The sequence below is a fragment of the Leucobacter luti genome, from assembly GCF_004217175.1.
Taxonomy (GTDB): Bacteria; Actinomycetota; Actinomycetes; order Actinomycetales; family Microbacteriaceae; genus Leucobacter; species Leucobacter luti.
The window spans coordinates 1-20,878 of record NZ_SHKI01000003.1 but is presented as its reverse complement, the minus strand read 5'-3'; the positions used below and the strand labels follow the sequence as shown (position 1 = coordinate 20,878).

13 protein-coding genes and 1 other RNA gene are annotated in these 20,878 nt (G+C 70.6%); 11 read left to right on the top strand and 3 right to left on the bottom strand.

The genetic code is table 11. From position 1 onward, the window contains the following. Positions 1-69: 69 nt before the first annotated feature. The 4 genes from EV139_RS03230 to ffs all read left to right on the top strand — a co-directional run bounded on the left by EV139_RS03230 (position 70) and on the right by ffs (position 6,748). Positions 70-1,806, top strand: a complete 1,737-nt coding sequence (locus tag EV139_RS03230; protein WP_130452911.1) for an ABC transporter ATP-binding protein — start codon at positions 70-72, stop codon at positions 1,804-1,806. Beyond that, a complete protein-coding gene (locus EV139_RS03225) occupies positions 1,806-3,893 on the top strand; it encodes an ABC transporter ATP-binding protein (RefSeq protein ID WP_130452910.1) in 2,088 nt (695 codons plus the stop codon). Before EV139_RS03230 ends, EV139_RS03225 begins: the two co-directional genes overlap by 1 nt. Before the next feature lie 153 nt (positions 3,894-4,046). Beyond that, positions 4,047-6,638: a S8 family serine peptidase gene (locus EV139_RS15800; RefSeq protein WP_157992974.1), complete on the top strand. Its 2,592-nt coding sequence runs from the start codon at positions 4,047-4,049 to the stop codon at positions 6,636-6,638. A gap of 13 nt (positions 6,639-6,651) precedes the next feature. After that, positions 6,652-6,748, top strand: an RNA gene (ffs, locus tag EV139_RS03215) — signal recognition particle sRNA small type. Between the two features lie 29 nt (positions 6,749-6,777). Here ffs and EV139_RS16065 read toward each other — a convergent pair. After that, positions 6,778-7,437: a MarR family winged helix-turn-helix transcriptional regulator gene (locus EV139_RS16065; RefSeq protein ID WP_237464520.1), complete on the bottom strand. Its 660-nt coding sequence runs from the start codon at positions 7,435-7,437 to the stop codon at positions 6,778-6,780. A gap of 113 nt (positions 7,438-7,550) precedes the next feature. On the opposite strand from EV139_RS16065, the gene EV139_RS03205 reads away from it, so the two are divergent. The 7 genes from EV139_RS03205 (at position 7,551) to EV139_RS03175 (ending at position 18,222) form a co-directional block, all read left to right on the top strand. Then, a complete protein-coding gene (locus EV139_RS03205) occupies positions 7,551-8,411 on the top strand; it encodes a MarR family winged helix-turn-helix transcriptional regulator (protein ID WP_130452909.1) in 861 nt (286 codons plus the stop codon). Positions 8,412-8,510: 99 nt separating this feature from the next. Further along, entirely contained in the window at positions 8,511-10,634 is a 2,124-nt protein-coding gene (gene pta / locus EV139_RS03200; RefSeq protein WP_130452908.1) for a phosphate acetyltransferase, read from the top strand. After that, positions 10,631-11,815 (top strand): acetate/propionate family kinase, encoded by a 1,185-nt coding sequence (locus EV139_RS03195; RefSeq protein WP_130452907.1) that lies wholly within the window; start codon positions 10,631-10,633, stop codon positions 11,813-11,815. The genes pta and EV139_RS03195 overlap by 4 nt, the downstream gene beginning before the upstream one ends. Positions 11,816-12,007: 192 nt before the next feature. Then, positions 12,008-15,007, top strand: a complete 3,000-nt coding sequence (locus tag EV139_RS03190) for a DNA polymerase III subunit gamma and tau (RefSeq protein WP_420029114.1) — start codon at positions 12,008-12,010, stop codon at positions 15,005-15,007. Between the two features lie 73 nt (positions 15,008-15,080). Beyond that, the gene (gene recR, locus EV139_RS03185) at positions 15,081-15,677 is read left to right on the top strand and encodes a recombination mediator RecR (protein ID WP_130452906.1); all 597 of its coding nucleotides are present in this window, start codon (positions 15,081-15,083) and stop codon (positions 15,675-15,677) included. A gap of 162 nt (positions 15,678-15,839) precedes the next feature. Beyond that, the gene (locus EV139_RS03180; RefSeq protein WP_130452905.1) at positions 15,840-17,117 is read left to right on the top strand and encodes an aspartate kinase; all 1,278 of its coding nucleotides are present in this window, start codon (positions 15,840-15,842) and stop codon (positions 17,115-17,117) included. Between the two features lie 40 nt (positions 17,118-17,157). After that, positions 17,158-18,222 (top strand): aspartate-semialdehyde dehydrogenase, encoded by a 1,065-nt coding sequence (locus tag EV139_RS03175; RefSeq protein WP_130452904.1) that lies wholly within the window; start codon positions 17,158-17,160, stop codon positions 18,220-18,222. Positions 18,223-18,287: 65 nt separating this feature from the next. On the opposite strand, the gene EV139_RS03170 is transcribed toward EV139_RS03175, so the two are convergent. Together EV139_RS03170 and EV139_RS03165 are read right to left on the bottom strand one after the other, a co-directional pair. Next, positions 18,288-19,208 carry a metallophosphoesterase gene (locus EV139_RS03170; RefSeq protein ID WP_130452903.1) on the bottom strand — a complete coding sequence of 307 codons (921 nt, stop codon included), beginning with the start codon at positions 19,206-19,208 and terminating at the stop codon, positions 18,288-18,290. Positions 19,209-19,213: 5 nt separating this feature from the next. Further along, the coding region (locus tag EV139_RS03165) for a PASTA domain-containing protein (RefSeq protein ID WP_130452902.1) at positions 19,214-20,878 on the bottom strand (1,665 nt) is incomplete at its 5' end.

Here is a 20,878-nt window from a genome sequence, read left to right as displayed (position 1 = left end):
GCTCCGTCGTTCGATTGCCGCCTGCCCCGCGGGAAGTTGACGCGATCGGCGCGCAACGAAAGGAGCCTCGTGGCCCTCATCTCACTCGCGCTGCGGCACGCGAAACGGTACTGGCCGTTCGTGCTCGCGGTGTTCGTGTTGCAACTTCTCTCCACGATCGCGGCGCTCTGGCTCCCCAGCCTCAACGCCCAGATCATCGACCAGGGGATCACGCAGGGCGACACCGATTTCATCTGGCGCACGGGCGGCTTCATGCTGATCGTCGCCCTCGGCCAGCTGCTCACCGCGGTCGTGGCCGTCTACTTCTCGGCGCGCACCTCAATGGGCATGGGCCGCGACCTGCGTCGCGAGGTCTACCGCAAGGTCGATTCGCTGAGCACGCTCGAGGCCACCAAGTTTGGGGCCGGCACGCTGATCACGCGCGGCACGAACGACGTGCAGCAGATCCAGATGCTCGTGCTGATGACCCTGAATTTCATGGTGTCGGCGCCGATTATGGCGATCGGCGGCGTCATCATGGCGCTGCGCGAGGACGCGGGCATGTCGTGGCTCGTGTGGGCCTCGGTGGCGGTGCTTGCAGTGATCGTCAGCTTCCTCGTGTGGCTGCTCCTGCCGCTGTTCCGCAAGATGCAGGATCGCGTTGACACGATCAACGGGGTGCTCCGTGAGCAGATCATGGGCATCCGCGTGGTGCGCGCGTTCGTGCGCGAGAACTTCGAGGAAAACCGGTACGAGAAAGCGAACCGCGGGATCACCGAGATCTCCGTGAAGGTGGGCAACATCTTCGTGCTGATGTTCCCGATCATCATGATGGTGCTGCATGTTGCCACCGCGGCAGTGCTGTGGTTTGGCGGGCACCGGGTCGATGACGGCCTCGTGCAGGTGGGCTCGCTCACCGCGTTCCTGCAGTACCTGCTGCAGATCCTGGGCGCCGTGATGATGGGCGTGTTCATGACCATGATGATTCCGCGCGCGGTGGTCTGCGCGGAGCGCATCCGCGAGCTGCTCGACACCGAGTCGACGCTCACGTTCCCGAAGACCGAGAGCGTCCCGACCCCCGCCGCGGGGCGCGTCGAGTTCTCCGGGGTGTCCTTCGGGTTCCCGGGCGCCGAGCAGTCAGTGATCAGCGACGTCAGTTTCGTCGCCGAGCCCGGCCAGACCACGGCAATCATCGGCTCGACCGGCGCGGGCAAGACGGTGCTGCTCAACTTGATGCTGCGGCTCTACGACGCCCAGCAGGGCACGATCACGATCGACGGTGAGCCGGTCGCCGCGCTCACTCGCGGGCAGCTCGCGAGCACCATCAGCCTCGTACCGCAGCGCCCCTACCTGTTCTCCGGCACGATCGCCTCGAACCTGCGCTTCGGCCGTGCCGACGCGAGTGATGAGGAGCTGTGGGAGGCGCTGCGCGTTGCGCAGGGCGATGACTTCGTGCGGGCCAAGGAGCTCGGGCTGGAGGAACCGGTGTCGCAGGGCGGCACCAGCGTGTCCGGCGGCCAGCGGCAGCGGCTCTCAATCGCTCGCGCGCTCATTGCGAAGCCGCGCGTGTACCTGTTCGACGACTCGTTCTCCGCGCTCGACGTTGCCACCGATGCGCGGCTGCGCGCGGCACTTCCGGAGGCGACGGCCGGCGCGACCACGATTATCGTTGCGCAGCGCGTGTCCACGATCACCGAGGCCGACCAGATCCTCGTGGTCGAAGCCGGCGAGATCGTTGGCCGCGGCACCCACGCTGAACTGCTGGAGACGAACGCGGTCTACCAGGAAATTGTTCGTTCACAGCTCGAAGAGGCGGAGGCAGCCTAATGGCACGGACCGAACGCAAGTCCGCCAAGAAGGCGGCCGTCGAGGAGTTCGAACTTCCCGACGACTATCAGCCGGACCCTGACGACTGGGGCGGCCAGGCTGCGAAGAAGGCGAAGCACTTCTGGCCGGCCGCGAAGCGACTTGTGGGCCTGCTGGCCCCCGAGAAGTGGCTGTTCGCGCTTGTCGTGGTGTTCGTGATCGGCTCGGTGGTCCTCACGGTCATCGCGCCGAAGATCCTGGGTCAGGCGATGGACGTGATCTTCAACGGCGTGCTCGGCAAGGATCTCCCCGCCGGGGTGCCGCTCGAATCGATCGTCCAGGCGGCGCGCGACGCCGGCCAGGGCCAGTACGCGGAGATGCTCGCGGGATCGGGCGTAGTGCCCGGACAGGGCATCGATTTCCCGCTGCTCGGGCGCCTGATCCTGATCGTGCTGGGACTCTACCTCGTCGCGTCGTTCCTGATGTGGCTGCAGGGATTCCTGCTCAACAAGCTGGTCATGCGCGTCGTGTACACGCTGCGCCGCGATATCGAGTCGAAGATCAACCGCCTGCCGCTCAGCTATTTCGATGGCCGGCAGCGTGGCGACGTGCTCTCGCGCGTCACGAACGACGTGGACAACATTCAGCAGGCGCTGCAGCAGGCGCTGTCGCAGCTGGTGCAGTCGCTGCTCATGGTGATCGGTATCACCGCGATGATGTTCGCGGTGTCGTGGCAGCTCGCCCTGATCGCCCTGATCGCGCTCCCGCTCTCCGGGATCATCGCCGGCGTAGTCGGCGTGCGCGCGCAGAAGCTGTTTGTGGCGCAGTGGAAGTTCACGGGCGATCTGAATGGGCACATTGAAGAATCGTTCACGGGTCACGAGCTCGTGCGGATCTTCAACCGCGACACAGAGATGACCGAGGAGTTTGACCGCCGCAACGAGGGGCTGTTTGGCGCCGCGTACCGGGCGCAGGCGCTCTCGGGGACCATCATGCCGGCCATGCAGTTCGTGCAGTACCTCAGCTACGTGCTCATCGCCGTGGCAGGTGCGCTGCGGGTGACGGCCGGACAGATGACCCTGGGCGACGTGACCGCGTTCATTCAGTACTCGCGCGAGTTTGCGCAGCCGATCGGCGAGATGGCGGGCATGGCAAACATGCTGCAGTCGGGCGTCGCCTCGGCGGAGCGAACCTTCGAGCTGCTCGACGCGGACGAGCAGGATCCTGACACCGAGGTGGCGGACCTGCCGGACCGGACCGACGGCCACGTCGTGTTCGAGGACGTCAGCTTCAGCTATGACCCGGAGCGGCCGCTGATCGCGGGGCTCAACCTTGAGGCTACGCCGGGGCACACGGTCGCGATCGTGGGCCCGACCGGGGCCGGAAAGACCACGCTCGTCAACCTGGTGATGCGCTTCTACGAGCTCGACTCCGGTCGGATCCTGCTCGACGGCGTGGACATCACCAAGCTCTCCCGCGCCGAGCTGCGCGGGCACGTGGGCATGGTGCTCCAGGACGCGTGGCTCTTCGACGGCACGATCCGGGAGAACATTCGCTACGGGCGCCTCGACGCGACCGACGAGGAGGTGACCGCCGCGGCGCAGGCCACGATGGTCGATCGCTTTGTGCGACAGCTGCCAGACGGCTACGACACCGAGATCTCCGAGAACGGCTCGTCGCTGTCCGCGGGCGAGCGGCAGCTGCTGACGATCGCGCGCGCGTTCATCGCCAACCCGTCGCTGCTGATCCTCGACGAGGCGACCTCGTCGGTTGACACGCGCACCGAGGTGCTCGTGCAGCAGGCGATGAGCGCGCTCCGCTCCGACCGAACGTCGTTTGTGATCGCGCACCGGCTCTCGACGATCCGCGACGCCGATACCATTCTCATGATGGAGAGCGGCCAGATCGTGGAGCAGGGCAACCACGAGGAACTGCTCGCGCGGGGCGGCGCGTACGCCGCGCTCTACCGCGCGCAGTTCGCCGGGGAGATCGACGAGGCGCAGGCTGAGGAGCTGCTGACCGGCGAGATCGCGACCGTGACCGGGGCCGTCCCCGTCGCGGGTGCGGCGGGTCGGGCCGCGATACCGGATCCGGATCCCGCGCCCTAGCGATGCACCGAGAGCGCCCCGATCGGCACCCGCCGACCGGGGCGCTTTTCGTGTTCGGGACGAAGGTAAACATGGACCTCATCCAGCAATTTCGGTAGGATCGCTCAGTGTGCGGTCGCTCCGACCCGCCTCACTGACCCGGAAGGTGTTGACATGCGCAGAGCTGCGCTCTCGGGGGTCGCGGTCTGCGCCGCCATCCCGCTCCTCCTCATGCTGGTGGGCCCTGCGGCTCACGCCGAGGACGCCCCGGCGGCGACCCCAGGATCGACGCTCGTGGACCGGATCGTCGAAGCGGCCGAGGCCGGGGCAACCGCTCCCGCGGAACTCTCCGAGGAGGCATCGCTGCCGGCGGACGGGGGTGGCAGCCTCACCTTCGACGCGGCCGAGCGCATCACGGCGACCGTGATGTTTGCGGCGGCCCCGGACGACGCCGTGCTCGCCGCGGTGGGCGCGATCGCTGAGATCGACGAGCTGCAGAGCCCGTTCCCCGCGGCGCTCGTGCGCGTGGCGCCGGCCGAACTGCAGGCGCTTGCGACGCTGCCCGGCGTGGTGAGCGTCACCCCCGCGCTGCGCCCGTTCGCCGGCGGTGTGGCCGCCACCACGCTGGCAGCCGGGCCCGTCGCTGCCGCGCCCCGCGCCGCCGTCGCCGAGGCCGACGCGTGCGGCCCGATCCCGATCGAGGCCGACGGCCCGCTGCGCTCCGACGAGGCGCGGGAACGCTTCGGTGTCGACGGGGCCGGCGTGACGGTCGGCATCATCTCCGACTCGTTCGCGAGCCTCGCGAGCCCCACGTCCTGGGCCGACGACGTAGCCTCGGGCGCCCTGCCGGGACCCGGCAACCCGTGCGGTTATGAGACGCCGGTGCACATCGTCTCGGACGCGAACGTCGCGGGCGATGAGGGGCGCGCGATGGCGCAGCTCGTGCACGGCATCGCGCCCGGCGCCACGCTCATGTTTGCGGACGCCGGAAGCAACGATTTTGGTATGGCGAACAACATTGACGCGCTCGTCGCGGCCGGCGCCGACATCATCGTCGACGACATCACTTGGCCGCAGGAGACCGCGTACCAGCAGGGCTTCATCTCGGTAGCGATCGAGGCGGCGAAGGCGCAGGGGGTCGCGTACTTCACCTCGGCGGGCAACTCGACCGGGGTCGGCACGGTCGGTGCCAGCACCGGCCGCCCACTGTCGTCGTGGAGCACCACCGCGTACCGCGCCGCCGTCTGCCCGGACTGGCTCGTCACCGGGCCCGACGATCCGCTGGCCGGGGCGACCGATATCGACTGCCTCGATTTCGACACGGATCCAGCGACCGAGACCCCGTACGACACGCTCGTGACGCGCGACTCGGCCACGGTGCCCAGCGTGGGGCTCAACGTGATCGGCTCGATCGGGGAGCCAGCGTTTGGCGTCACGACCTCGTACGAGTGGCGGTTCTACGCGGTCGAGCCCGGCGTTCCCACGCCCCAGCTCATCGGACAGGCGTCGCAGATTGCCGACGTTCTCCCGGGAAGCACCGGGCAGGTCACGGTGCCGACGGGCTCCGAGATTCGCGCCGTCATGGTGCGCACGGGGCACGACCCCGCGGCTCCGGATCCCGCCGTACTGCTCAACTTCATCCGCGGCGGCGACGTGATCGCCGAGCGCGCCCACCTCGGCGACGGGGTCACCGACCGTGTCGGCCCCACCACCTTTGGGCACGCCGGGGACGGTTCGGGGCTTAGCGTCGCCTCGCTCGACTGGGAGGACCCCGCGGAGGTGCGCTCGTACAGCTCGCTCGGCCCGGCCACGCTGCTCTTCGAGCCGGTGTCGCGCGAGGCGCCCGCTCCCGCGGGTCCGCTCGCGGCGCCCGTGACCCCGGCTACCCCGAACATCGCGGCGGTTGATGGCACGCAGACCACGTTCTTCGGGGACGACACCGGCGAGCCGGGCGAGCCCGAGTACCGCTTCTTCGGCACCTCGGCGGCGGCTCCCAACACGGCCGCGGTCGCTGCGCTCGCGCTGTCGTACCGGCCGCAGCTCACCGGCGCGGAGCTGAGCACCCGAATCCAGGACACCGCCCGCGGCACCGCGGCGGGCGGCCCGGTCAACCCATACCTGGCCGTGGGGCACTCGGACGCCGACGTGTTCGGTGCCGGCATTGTCGACGCGACCGCGCTGCTCGAGGGGCTGACCTCGCTTCCGGTCACCCCGCAGGGGCTGCGCAGCGGCACGGTCACCTCAGACAGTGTTGAGCTCGCCTGGGACCCGGTGGCCGACGCGAGCGGCCTGCGGCTCCAGCTCGTGCCGCTGGCCACCGCGGTCGCTGACGCGGATGGGGCGAGTGCCGCAGCGGCCCGCGCAGCCGACGACGCGCCCGGGGTGGTGGCCGTGGAGCTCGACGCGGGCGCGACCTCCTACCGGTTTGCCAAGCTCTCCGCGAGCACGGTGTACGCGATCAGCCTGACCGCGGTAAACCCGGTGGGGGAGAGCCCCGCCGCCACGATCGAGGTCACCACGGCCGCGGCTCCCGTGACGCCACCTCCCACGGTGACGCCGGTGGACCCGCCCGTGACGCAGGTGGCGCAGGCGCCGCTCGCGCAGACGGGTGGCTCGGGGTCGCTTCCGCTCGTGCTGGCCGGCGTGGCGCTGCTGCTCGTCGGTGCCGGGGTGGTCACCGCGGTCGCGATTCGGCGGCGGCGGGCCGCCGCAGCCGCTGCGACGGACGACGCCGTGAGTGAGCGTGGCGCGGAGGGCCCGCAATAGTCCGCTAGACTAGAAACGCTCCCTACGTGGCGCTATCTCGAGGAACTCCCCCAGGTCGGAAACGAAGCAAGGGTACTCGGGCTCTAGCGGGTACGTAGGGAGTATTTCTTTGCCCGGGCGGTGCCGCGCGGCCGCGCCCCTAGTGTTCGGGCCAGGCGGCAGCGAGCTTGGTGAGCAGGCGCGCGAGCTCCGCGCGCTCCTCGGGTGCGAGAGCGGTGAGCGCGGCGCTCATGTCTTCCCGCTGCCGCCCGTGGAAGCCGCGCACCGCGTGGAGCCCGGCGTCGGTGAGGCGCACGAGCGTGCGTCGCGCGTCGCGCGGATCCGCCTCGCGGAGCGCGAAGCCGCGCTCGATTGACTGCTGCACGAGGCGAGAAGCGCGGGGCTGGTCCACGCCGATCCGCTCAGCAAGCTCGCTGACGGTCAGCGGCTCAGCTGACTGAGCGAGTGTGCCCAAAAGTCGCAGCTGTGCCGGGCCGCCGAAGCGCTCGCGCCCGCCGCGCCCGCCGCGGCCTCGGCCGCCGTGGCCGTGCTCGTCGCTTGGCTGTTCGCCGTGTCCCGGGGTGCCCGCTCCTGGCCAGTCGCGCCCGTGCCCGTCGCGGTCCCCGCCGCGCGGGTCCCACGGCCCACCCGGCCCACCCGGACCGCCCGGCCCCCACATTCCGCCCGGTCCGCCCGGGAACCCGGGACCCCAGGGGAACCCGGCCCCCCGCGGCCCGCCGCGCCTGCCTCGGATACGGGCGAGCGCGTCGACGATGGCGTCGGTCTGCGCCGCGTCCGGGTCCGAGGGGGAAGTGTCCATGCAGAGAATTTTACATGACACTTGACATGGAATGAAACCCATGTCATGATACATATACATGCATGGTGACATGCATCTGGTGGAAACGGGTTCCACCGTAGAAAGGACTTCTCATGACGTCGACACACGACACCACACAGACCACACCTCCGACCGAGCGCTCGCTGGGCTACTGGCTCCGGGCGAACGACGCACTGCTGCGCGATGCATACGCGCAGGAGTTCGCCAAGGTCGGGATCACGCGCCGCGAGTGGCGCATCCTCTCGGCGATCGCCAGCGACGCCGAGCTTCCGGAGCGCCTGCGCGCCCGGCTCGAGCGCGGCGGCAAGCACCTGCGAGCCCTCGCGGAGCGCGGCCTGATCGCGCGGACCGACACGGGCTGGGCCCTCACTCCCGAGGGGGAGGCCGCGAACGAGCGCCTCACCGTCAGCGTGCAGAGCGTGCGCGACCGCGTCGCTGGCGCGGTTTCCGAGGACGACCTCGCCACCACGCGCGCCGCGCTCGAAACGATCGCTCGCGAATTTGGCTGGACCGAGGACACGCGGTTGCCGCGGCGCTCGCACGGCCCCCGCGGGCCACATGGACGGCGGATGCACCCCCACATGCCACCGCACCCCGGGCAGGGGTTCGGGGGATTCGGCGCCCGCGGCTGGCCCGGCGCCTGCGCACCGCACCCCGGGTTCGAGCGCGGCGCGGGTCGCGAGTTCGACCGCGGCTCAGAGCGAGACGAGCGCTGGCAGGGGGAGCGTGAGTACCACCGCGGTGCTCCGTTCGGCTCCGGTCCGGGCGCTGGCTCCGGTTCCGACCACCACGGTGGCGCCGGCCGCGGCCGCGGCCGCGGTGGGTACGACGCCCACCGTTTCGGGCCCCACAGCCACGGGCGTGGCCGTGGCCGCGGCCGCGGCCGCGAGGCGGCGTTCGAGCGCGGATTCGCGGCCGGAATCAGCGCCGCACGTGACGCCGAGACCCGCTAACCGCCGCGCCGCGGTGGCCGCCGCACGCACCCGGGACCCCGGATCGCAGAAACTGCGTTCCGGGGTCCCGCTGTCTGTCGAACGAATTAGACTGATCAGGTGGCTGCAAGTATCTACGTGACCTCCGCCGAAGGCCGAACGGGCAAGAGCGCCGTCGCGCTCGGCGTCCTCAGCACGCTCCTCGCCGATGCCCCGCGCGTTGGCGTGTTCCGGCCGCTCATCCGCTCGGCGAGCGAGCGGGATCGCGTGCTCGAGCTGCTACGGCACCGCGCCACGGCCGAGGTCCCCTACGAGGCGTGCGTCGGCGTGACATACGACGACGCGCACGCGGATCCCGACGCTGCGATGGTGCGGATCGTTGCCGCGTACCAGGCCCTCCGTGCCGAGTGTGACGCGGTGGTGGTGGTGGGCTCAGACTTTACCGACGTGGCGGCTCCCACGGAGCTCGCGTTTAACGCGCGCGTGGCCGCGAACCTCGACACCCCGGTGCTGCTCGTGCTCGGGGGCCGCTCTAATGAGGACGCTGAGCACCTGGGCCAGCAGTCGGCACGCACACCGGGTGAGCTCGCGCAGCTCGCGGAGATGGGCCTCGCCGAGCTCCGCTCAGAACACGCCACGGTGCTCGCGGCGCTCGTCAACCGCGCCGACCCGGACCGGCTGCCCGAGACCCAGCGTGCGGTGTCCGGCGTGCTCCCAGACGGCGTGCCGGTGTGGTCGATCCCGGAGGAGCTGCTGCTCGTCGCGCCGCCGGTGTCCGAGGTGATCGCCGCCGTCGACGGCGAGCTGGTGCGCGGCTCCTCCGAGCTGCTCGCGCGCGAGGTGCGCGACGTGGTCGTCGCGGGAATGTCGATGGAAAACGTGCTGCCGCGCCTGCTCGAGGGCTCGGTCGTGGTCATCGCCGCCGACCGCTCGGAGACCCTGCTCGCGGTGACCATGGCGCACGAGGCCCCCACCTTCCCCACGATCGCCGCGATCGTGCTCAACGGAGAGTTCCCGCTGCCGGTCGACGTGGTCAGGCTGCTCGACGGCATCGACTCGACCGTGCCCGTCGTGCGCACGCGCTTCGGCACGTTCGACACGGTGCGCCGAATCTCCCGCGCGCGCGGCCTCATCACCGAGGAGTCTCCCGCCAAGCTCGATACGGCGCTGTCGCTCTTCGCGCAGCACGTCGACGGGGTCACCCTGCGCGAGCGTCTGCGGCTGCACCGCGGCGGCGTGCGCACACCCGTCATGTTCGCCTACGAGCTGTTCGAGCGCGCCGCGGCCGCCGGTGCGCACATTGTGCTCCCCGAGGGCGACGACGATCGCATCCTGCGCGCGGCGAGCACGCTGCTCTCCCGCGGCACCGCGCGGCTCACTATCCTCGGAAACCCGGACGCGATCCGCAAGCGCGGGGGCGAGCTCGGGCTCGGGATCGACGCCGCGGAAACCATCGATCCCACGGCATCGCCGCTGCGCGAGCGCTTCGCCGTCGAGTACGCGCGGCTCCGTGGGCACAAGGGGGTCACGATCGAGCAGGCGCGCGACGTGGTCACCGACGTGAGCTATTTCGGCACGATGATGGTGCACTTCGGCCTCGCCGACGGAATGGTGTCGGGGGCCACGCACACGACCGCGCACACGATCCGGCCCAGCCTCGAGATCATCAAGACGCGGCAGGGGGTCTCGGTCGTGTCGAGCGTGTTCTTCATGGCGCTCTCCGACCGCGTGCTGGTGTACGGGGACTGCGCAGTGAACCCCGACCCAAACGCGGGCCAGCTCGCCGACATCGCCGTGAGCTCGGCAGAGACGGCCGCGCAGTTCGGCGTGGAACCGCGTGTCGCGATGCTCTCGTACTCGACGGGGGAGTCGGGGACCGGCGCCGACGTTGACAAGGTGCGCGAGGCAACCCGTATCGCTCGGGAAGCTCGGCCGGATCTGCTCATCGAGGGGCCCATCCAGTACGACGCCGCGAGCGATCCGGCCACCGGCGCCGCGAAGCTGCCAGGCTCACAGGTTGCCGGTCACGCGACCGTCTTCATATTCCCGGATCTGAATACTGGCAACAACACGTACAAGGCCGTGCAGCGCTCCGCCGGCGCGATCGCCGTGGGGCCCGTGCTCCAGGGGCTCGCGAAGCCGGTCAACGATCTGTCGCGCGGCGCGACCATCGAAGACATCCTCAACACCGTGGCGATCACCGCAGTGCAGGCGGGACTCGCGCGGAGTGAGGCGAATCGGTGAGCAATGTCCTCGTAGTGAACGCCGGATCCTCGTCAATCAAATACCAGCTCATCGCCGCGGGCACGGGCGCGCGTCTCGCCTCCGGGCTCGTTGAGCGCATCGGCGACCCCGTGGGGCGCATCGTGCACCAGGGCATCGAGCGCAGCGAGCGCGAACTCGCGGTTCCGGATCACACCGCGGGCTTTGCCGCGATGGTCGCCGAGTTCGAGCGCCACGGCACGCCCGTCGACTCACTCGACATTGCGGCGCTCGGCCACCGCGTGGTGCAGGGCGGTGGCGAGTTCATCGCGCCCACGCTGCTCGACGACTACGTGACGGAGCGGATCAACCAGCTCAGCGAGCTCGCCCCGCTCCACAACCCCGGGCACTACCAGGCGATCATCGCGGCCCGGGCGCTGTTCGCGACCGTGCCGCACGTCGCGGTCTTCGACACGGCGTTCCACCAATCCATGCCGCCGAGTGCATACACCTACGCGATCGATACCGAGGTGGCCGCGGAGTACGGCATCCGGCGCTACGGCTTCCACGGCGTCTCGCACCAGGTCGTGTCGCGCCGCGCCGCGGAGTTCCTCGGCCGGCCGCTCGAATCGCTGCGGCAGGTCGTGCTCCACCTCGGCAACGGGGCGTCGGCGTGCGCGGTCGACGGCGGGCGCTCGGTTGACACCTCGATGGGGCTCACGCCGCTGGAGGGGCTCGTGATGGGCACTCGCAGCGGCGACATCGACCCCGGCGCCATGCTCCACCTGCTGCGCGCTGGCTACAGCCCCGAGCAGCTTGACGAACTCCTCAACCAGCGCTCCGGGCTGCTCGGTGTGGCGCGCACCAACGATTTCCGCGACGTGCGCGCCGCGGCCGACGCGGGCGACCCGGCCGCGCGGCTCGCGATCGACATCGCCGTGCACCGGATCAGGCACTACCTCGGGGCGTACCTGGTCACCCTCGGCGGCGGCGACGCGATCGTGTTCACCGCCGGGGTGGGCGAGAACAACGCCGCGCTGCGCGCCGAGGTGTGCGCCGGCCTCGAGTGGTTCGGCGTGCAGCTCGATCCGGAGCGCAACGAGGCGCCGGCCGGTGCCGCGCGCCGCATCAGCGCCGACTCGTCGCGCGTCGAGGTGCTCGTGGTGCCCACCGACGAGGAAGCTGAAATCGCGCGGCAGACCTGGGAGCTCGTCGCGGCCTAGGGGCGTGGGGTTCGGCGGGCCCGTCCCGCACGACCCGCGCGCGAGCTCGCGCAGGAGATCCGAACTCGCGCAGGGCGAATCCCGCGATTCTGCCCGCCTGACTTCGGATTTCCTGCGCGAGCTCGCGCGGAGGTGCGCAGGATCGGTGCCTTCCCGGGCTGAATGTCGGACGCCCCGGGTAGCATGGACCTCGTGGTTGCCGCACTCTATCGCCGTTACCGGCCAGAAGCCTTTGCCGAGATGATCGGTCAGTCTCAGGTGACCGATCCGCTGATGACCGCGCTCAGAACGGGGCGCATCGGTCACGCGTACCTGTTCAGCGGACCGCGCGGCTGTGGCAAGACCACGTCTGCGCGAATTCTCGCGCGCTGCCTCAACTGCGCGGAGGGCCCCACGGACACCCCGTGCGGCGTGTGCCCCAGCTGCGTCGAGCTCAGCCGCGACGGCGGCGGCTCACTCGACGTGGTCGAGATCGACGCGGCGAGTCACGGCGGTGTTGACGACGCGCGCGACCTGCGCGAGCGCGCCGTGTTCGCCCCGGCACGCGATCGCTTCAAGATTTTCATCATCGACGAGGCGCACATGGTGACGCCGGGCGGCTTCAACGCGCTGCTCAAGATCGTTGAGGAGCCGCCGCCGCACGTCAAGTTTGTCTTCGCCACCACCGAGCCAGACAAGGTGATCGGCACGATTCGCTCGCGCACGCACCACTACCCGTTCCGCCTCATCGCGCCGGGCACGCTCATCGATTACGTGCAGACCCTCTGCGACAGCGAGGGTGTGCAGGTGGAGCCCGGCGTGCTGCCGCTCGTGGTGCGCTCGGGTGGCGGCTCGGTACGCGACACGCTCTCGATCCTTGACCAGCTCATCGCCGGCTCCGAGGAGGCCCTCGTGACCGCTGAACGCGCGGCCGGGCTGCTCGGCTTCACGCACACGGAGCTGCTCGACGACGTGGTGGTGGCGTTTGGCGCACACGACCCGGCGGCGGCGTTTACCGCGACCGACCGCGTGGTGCAGACGGGGCAGGATCCGCGACGCTTCGTGGAGGATCTGCTTGAGCGCCTGCGCGACCTCATCGTGGTGAGCGCCACGACCGTCGATGGCGCCGCCGCGGTGTTCCGCGGGGTGCCGCAGGACCAGCTCACGCGCATGTTCGAGCAGTCGCAGAGCTTCGGCCGCGGCGAGCTGTCCCGGATCGCCGATGTGGTGAGCGCCGCCCTCGACCAGATGGCGGGCGCGACCGCGCCGCGCCTGCAGCTCGAACTGATGATCGCCAGGGTCATGGTGCAGCCCGCCGCCGCGCAGACAGCGCCGCCAGCCGCGGTCGCTCCGGCCGCCGCGCCGCAGGCTGCCGCCCGCCCGGCCGCGCCGCAGGGCAGCGCCCCGCCCGCCCGTGCGCCGCAGGCTCCCGCAGCTCCCGCAGCGAATCCGCTCTCGGCGGTCGCAGCGGCGCGCACCGCGGCGGCCACCCCGCCCGCTGCGCCCGCGCAGGCCACCGCGCTCGCGCCGGGCACGGCGGCGGCGAACTCCCCGCAGCAGGCTGACGCCGGTGCGCAGAATGCCGCGCAGACCGCGGCGTCGATTCGCGAGTTCCTGCGAGACGAAGACGCTGGCGGTGCTGCGGCGTCCGCCGCCCCGGCCTCCGGGTCCAGCGCGCCCGCGGTCCAGGCGCCACCGGTCGCGCCAGCCGAGGTCCAGGCTCCGGCCGCTGAGCCTGCTCCGGCCGCGGTTGCCGAGCCCGCCCAGGCTCCGGCCGGCGAGTCCGCTCCGGCTGCGGCCGGCGCCGCGGCGGCCGCGCCCGCTGCGGGCGACCCGCACCCGAACGCGGGCGCCGCCACCTTCGGACGACCGATCTCGGACGTGCTCAGCCCGGCCCAGATCGCGAGCATTGGCGAATCGCCCACGCCGGCACCCACCCCGCCGGCCGCAGCGGACACGGCCCCGGCAGGGCCGGCCGAGCCTGCGCCCGCCACCGCCGCGGCGGCTGCTGCGCCCGCCGCCGAACAGGGTGCTCCCGCGCAGCCGGAGGCAGCAGGAGTGCCAGACACCGACGATAGCGAGGGCGAGGCTCAGGCCGCGGGCTTCGACGACCTGCTTGAGCTGTGGCCGGATCTACTTGAGGAGCTCCTCGAGAGCGACCGGGACGCCTGGAACGCCGTGAGCCCGGTGTCCCCGCTCGGGCTCGACGGCGACGTGCTCACGGTAGGCCTCGCCTCCGAGTCGGACCTCGCCGCGTTCAAGACCACGGGCGCGGGCCCGCTGCGGGAGACGATCCTCTCCGCGGTCGGGATCAGCGTGAAGTACAAGCCCACCCGGCTCCCCGCCGGCGCGGCCCCGGCCGGGCAGGGGGCGCCGCGCGAGCCGCGGCCCGACGCCGACGCAGAGGAGCCCCATCGAGCGGCTGCAGACGACCCGGTCGCTCGCGCGACCGCGCGCCTGAACGGGCTGGGCCCGGCGCTCACGGCCCCGGCCTGGGCCGATCCGGCACCCGCCGGCGAGGCCGTCGCCCGCGTGGTTGCGCAGGCCGCACCGCCCGTCGCTGCGCCCGAACCGGTCCCCGACGCGGGCGCACCCGCTGCGCCCGAACCGGCGTCACCCGCGCCCCCCGCGCCCGCGGTGCCGGTCGCACCGGAGTCAGCCGAGTCAGCGGCGCCCGCCGCACCCATGGCCCCGGCCCCGGCCCCGGCTCAGGCTCAGGCCCCGACTCAGGCGCCCGAGCCCGCCGACCCCGCCGATCCGTTCGCGCACGGTGACCCGTACAGCGAGGCCGACGCGGCTCCGAGCGGCGGCGCAGACGACGACCACTACGGTGACGTCGACCCGTACAGCGCGCCCGCGGATCCCGAGCTGTCTCCCGCGCTCGACCCGGCGGCCGAGGCGCGTGCCGCCGCTGCGATCGCCGCGTCGGAGGGCCGGGCGCGCGCGCAGGCACAGAACGCCGCGACGCAGGCCGCCGCACCCCAGCCGCCCGCGCCCGAGCCCGCGAGCCGCGAGTCCGCGAGCCCGGCTGCGGGAGCGCAGACCGCACCCGCGGCACCCGGATCCGGGCCCACCGGCGGCTCCGCGTCGGACGCCGCGGGGGAGCCCGAGGCCAAGCGCTCGGCGCCCACGTTCACCCGCTACGGCGAGGCCGTGGTGCGCGAGGTGCTCGGCGCCCGCTTCGTTGAGGAGCGCCCGCTCCCGCCGCGCTAACGGCGTACACTGAGACCGACCCGCGCACGCGGACAGCGGCGACCCACGCATCACACCCCTGGAGGCACGCCCCGTGTACGACGGCATCGTTCAAGACCTGATCGACGAGTTCGGGCGCCTGCCCGGCATCGGCCCGAAATCGGCGCAGCGCATCGCGTTTCACATCCTGCAGACGCAGCACTTCGACGTGAGCCGGCTCGCCGAGCTGCTGAGCGAGGTGCGCGAGAAGGTGCGGTTCTGCGCGGTGTGTGGCAACATCACCGAGCAGGAAGAGTGCTCGATCTGCCGCGACCCGCGCCGTGACCGCAGCCTCATCTGCGTGGTCGAGGAGCCGAAGGACGTGGTGGCCATCGAGCGCACCCGCCAGTTCCGCGGCGTCTACCACGTGCTCGGCGGCGCGATCAGCCCGATCGACGGCATCGGCCCGGACGATCTCGCGATCCCCGCCCTCATGCGGCGCCTGGGGGAGTCCGAGATCCGCGAGGTCATCATCGCGACCGACCCGAACCTTGAGGGCGAGGCGACCGCTGCCTACCTGTCGCGGCTGCTCACCAGCATCGAGGTGCCGGTGTCGCGGCTCGCATCCGGGCTCCCGGTGGGCGGCGACCTCGAGTTCGCCGACGAGGTCACGCTCGGGCGCGCGTTCGAGGGCCGGCGCCGGGTGGAATAGTCCTCCCGGGGCGCGGTCCCGCCGCGACCGACGCCGGGGCCCACAGCGCGGCACCGGCCGCCACCGCCGAATCGCTCCCTACGGCGTATGACGCTCAGAGCGAGTGCGACATATACAACGCGGTAGACTGGTGATTCCCGTTCGCATTTGAGGAGGACCCGCGTGGCGTTGATCGTGCAAAAGTTCGGGGGATCATCGGTTTCTGATGCGGAGAGCATCAAGCGCGTCGCCAAGCGGATCGTCGAAACCCGTCGCGCCGGCAACGAGGTCGTTGTTGCGGTGAGCGCCATGGGCGACACCACCGACGAGCTGCTTGACCTCGCGGCCGAGTGCACCCCGATCCCCGCCCCCCGTGAGCTCGACATGCTGCTCACCGCTGGCGAGCGGATCTCAATGGCCCTGCTCGCCATGACCATCAAGGGTATGGGGCTTGAAGCGCTCTCGTTCACCGGGAGCCAGGCCGGCATGATCACGACCGCGGAGCACGGCTCCGCGAAGATCGTCGATGTCACCCCGGGGCGAGTCCGTGAGGCACTCGACCAGGGCGCTGTTGCCATCGTCGCCGGGTTCCAGGGCTTCAACCGTGACTCGCGCGACATCACCACGCTCGGACGCGGCGGCTCAGACACCACCGCGGTTGCACTGGCGGCCGCGCTCAACGCCGACGTCTGCGAGATCTACACCGACGTCGACGGAATCTTTACGACCGATCCCCGCGTGGTCCCCCGCGCGCGCAAGATCGAAGCGATTACCGCCGAGGAAATGCTTGAGCTTGCGGCCGCCGGCGCGAAGGTGCTGCACCTGCGCGCTGTTGAGTACGCGCGCCGCCACGGGGTCGTGCTGCACGTCCGCTCCTCGTTCTCCGGCGAAGAGGGCACCATTGTTTACGACCCCGCGCAGGGGCATCCGAAGGGAGATCAGGTGGAAGATCCGATCATCACTGGCATCGCTGCTGAGAAGAGCGAGGCGAAGATCACCGTCGGCGGCGTGCCAGACGTCCCAGGCAAGGCCGCGCAGATCTTCGACATCGTCGCGAAGACCAAGGCAAACATCGACATGATCGTGCAGAACGTGTCGGCAGCGGACACCAACCGCACCGACATCTCGTTCACGCTGCCGCTCGGCGACGGCAAGCGCGTGATCGACGCCCTCGAGGCCGAGCGCGATGTGCTTGAGTTCGAGGCGCTGCAGTACGACGATCAGATCGCGAAGCTCGCGGTGGTGGGCGCCGGAATGCGCACCAACTCCGGTGTCTCGGCGAAGCTGTTCCGCACGCTGTTCGAAGCCGGCATCAACATCGAGATGATCTCCACCTCCGAGATCCGGATCTCGGTGGTCACGCGCGCCGACGTCATGGACAAGGCAGTGCGCGTGCTCCACACCGCGTTCGGGCTCGACGCCGAAACCGACGCGACCGTCTACGCCGGCACCGGCCGCTAGACCGCATTCTTTTCAGACTCTCAGTAGAACAGGACCAGATATGTCAGAACAGCACGGGGTGAGTCTCGCCGTTGTGGGTGCGACCGGTCAGGTCGGCGCAGTGATGCGTCGCCTGCTCGTGGAGCGCGAGTTCCCGATTCGGAAGGTGCGGTTCTTCTCGAGCGCGCGTTCCGCCGGCACCACGCTCGAGTTCCGGGGCGAACAGATCGTCGTCGAGGATGTTGCAACCGCGGACAAGAGCGGGATCGACATTGCGCTGTTCTCGGCCGGGGGAACTGCGTCGAAGCAGTTCTCGCCCGAGTTCGCCGCCGCTGGCGCGATCGTGATCGACAACTCGAGCGCCTGGCGCCTCGACCCCGAGGTGCCGCTCGTGGTCAGCGAGGTAAACCCCGAGGCGATCGACACCGCCCAGAAGGGCATCATCGCCAACCCCAACTGCACCACCATGGCGGCGATGCCCGCGATGAAGGCGCTGCACGCCGAAGCCGGCCTTGAGCGCCTCGTGGTCACCACGTTCCAGGCGGTGTCGGGATCGGGCCTCGTGGGCGCCACGGAGCTCGCCGGTCAGGCCACCGCCGCTGTGGAGTCGGGCAAGCTCGAGCGCCTCGTGCACGACGGCGCGGCGATCGACTTCCCGGCGCCCGCCGTATACACGAAGACGATCGCGTTCGACGTGCTGCCGCTCGCCGGGTCGATCGTCGACGACGGCCAGGGCGAGACCGACGAGGAGAAGAAGCTCCGCAACGAGAGCCGCAAGATCCTCGGTCTGCCCGAGCTGCGCGTCGCCGGCACCTGCGTCCGCGTGCCGGTCTTCACCGGCCACTCGCTGTCGATCAACGCCGAGTTCGCCCGCCCCATCTCCGCGGACCGCGCGCGCGAGGTGCTCGCCACCGCTCCCGGTGTGGAGCTCAGCGACGTGCCCACCCCGCTTGAGGCCGCTGGCCAGGACCCCACACTCGTGGGGCGTATCCGCGAGGACCAGTCGGCCCCCGAGGGCCGCGGTCTCGTGCTGTTCGTTTCGAGCGACAACCTCCGCAAGGGCGCAGCGCTCAACGCGGTGCAGATCGCCGAGCTCGTCGCAGCGAAGCAGCTCGCGGCGGTCTAGCGTCCCGCAGAACGCGACGGGGGCGGGGATCCAATCGGATCCCCGCCCCCGTTTCGTTGCGCGCGTTAGCGGGCGGCCTCGAGCGTGATGAGCGAGGCCTCCGGCCGGCACGCGAAGCGCACGGGCGCGTAGATTGAGTTTCCGAGCCCGGCGCTCACGTTCAGGAACGCTGCGCGGTGGGCGTCGTGCCACACGCTGAGCCCGCGTGCCTGCGCGTTTGGCAGGTCGCAGTTTGCGGTGAGCGCCCCAACCCCGGGAACGCGCACCTGGCCGCCGTGCGTGTGCCCCGCGAGGATGAGGTCGGCCTCGTCGGCAAGCAGTGCGCCGAGCACCTCCTGATAGGGCGCGTGCAGCACACCGAGCCGCAGCGAATCGTCCGGGGCGTCGCCGAGCGCGGTGCGCGCGGCGCGCATCGCGTCCACGTCGTTGAACCGAATGTGCGGGTCGTTCACCCCGAAAAGCTCCACGGTGGTGCCGCGGAGCTCCATCCGGAGCGCGGTGTTGTTGAGGTCGATCCCGCCGAGGCCGAGGAGTCCCTCGGTGAGCGCTGCGTTGTCGATGTCGGGGGGCCGCGTGCTCAGTCGGCTCGGCTCACGCAGGTACTTGATCGGGTTCTTGCGGCGCGGCCCGTAGTAGTCGTTCGAGCCGTGCACGAACACGGTGGGCGTCTGCTCCACGAGCGGGCGCAGCGCGTGCAGCAGCGCGTGCCGTGCGCCAACGTGGCCCATGAGGTCGCCCGTGAGGACCACGAGGTCCGGGCGCAGCTCGGCGAGGGCGCGCACCCAGTCGATCTTGTTCGCCTGCCACGGCGCGAGGTGCAGGTCTGAGAGCTGCAGGATCCGGATCGGTGCGGCCCCGTCAGCGAGCAGTGGCAGCGTGTGCCTGCGCACCGTGAACAGCCGGCGCTCGATCAGCGTCGACCAGACGGCAACGCCCGCCGCGGCCGCTCCGAGAGCGACCGCGGCGGGGTGCGGGCTGCGTGACACGGGGACTAGTCCCGGTTCTTTCCGCAGTCGAGCGTGAGCGTCACGGTGCCCGTCACGCGAGCCTCCGCGCCGGACTCCGGGTTCGACGCGACCACGCGGTGCTTCTTGCCGTCAGCCTTGCCGCCGGCCTCACACGTGAAGTCGACGTTCGAGAAGCCGGCCCCGTTCAGGGTGGACTTTGCGGCGTTGCCCGTGGCGCCGACCAGGCCGTCGGGGATCGGCGAGGCCTCGCCGTTGCTGCGGTACACGGTGACGCCGGAGCCCTGGCCGATCGACGATCCGGCGGCCGGGTCGGAGGCCGCCACGAGCCCCTTCGCCACGGACGAATCGATCTCGCCGCCGTCGCTCACGTTGAAGCCGAGCTGCGTGAGCATCGAGACGGCCTCGTCGAACGCCTTGCCCTTGACGTCCGGCACGGCCACCATGGTCTGCTGCACGGACGCGGCCGAGGGCTCGGGGAACGCGTCGCCGCCGTACTTGGCGTCGGCCGTGTTCATGATCGCGGGCCAGATCGACTGGTCGGCGTACATGAGCCCGCCGAACCCCTGGGTGGAGACGCGGCCCCAGGAGCCGTCCCAGAGCTGCACGGGGCCGGCGTTGCCCACCCAGGTCGCGGTCGCGACACGGGTGCTCGCGCCCACCGTCCAGTTGTCCACGACGTCGTCGGTGGTGCCGGTCTTCGCGAGGTGCGGTGTGCCGTAGGCGGAGGCCGCGTGGTCCGCGAGCCCGTTGGTCACGGCGTACTGCAGGGCGTACGCGACGCCCGCGGCCACCTCTGGGGCGAGCGCCTCCGTGCACTTGCTCTTGGTGAACGGTACTTCCTTGCCATCAGGCCCGGTGATGCTGTCGATCGGCACGGGCGTGCACACGGTGCCGTCGCCCGCGAACGCGGCGTACGCGGCGGCCATGGTGATCGGGGCGATCTCGTCGATGCCGCCGTACACGTTCGAGGGCACCATCGACAGCTCCTGGGTGCCGTACGTGGGCAGTTCCTCGTTGGTCTGGTTTGCGGCGCGGTGGATACCGAGCTTCTTCGCGGTGTCGAACGTCTCGCAGAGGTCCATCTTCTGCTGCATCGACACGAGGCCGCCGTTGATCGACTTCGCCATGGCGGTGAGCACGGTCTGGTTGCCGCGGGTGCCCTCGTTGTCGTTCGTGAACGGGAACGAGCCGAAGCCGTAGACGCCGTCGGGCATGCACGAGGCCTTAATTGAGCTCTCCTGCACCGTGCGGCTGTTCACGTCGACGATGTCGCGCACGGAGTGCCCGGTGCGGATCCACTCGGCGAGGGTCACTGCCTTGAATGTGGAGCCGACCTGGAACCCGCCGGACCCACCGAGATCGTAGTCGGTGTTGTAGTTGATCGCGGAGTACCCGGGATCAGACTCAAGCACCTCGGGCACATTGCTGAACGGCTTGTTCTGCACCATGGTGAGTACGCGGCCGGTGCCCACCTCGACGCTGCTCGACGCGGAGCCCACGTCGATGCCGTCCATCGCTGCCGGGACGTTGTTGCGGGTTGCCTCGTTGCCGGCGGCCTGCATGTCGAGGTCGATGGTGGTGTAGATCTGGTACCCGCCGCGGCTGAAGTTGAACTCGCGCTCGGCGGCGGTCTCGCCGAAGTTTGGATCCTGCTTGATGTAGCGCTGCACGTAGTCGCAGAAGTGGCC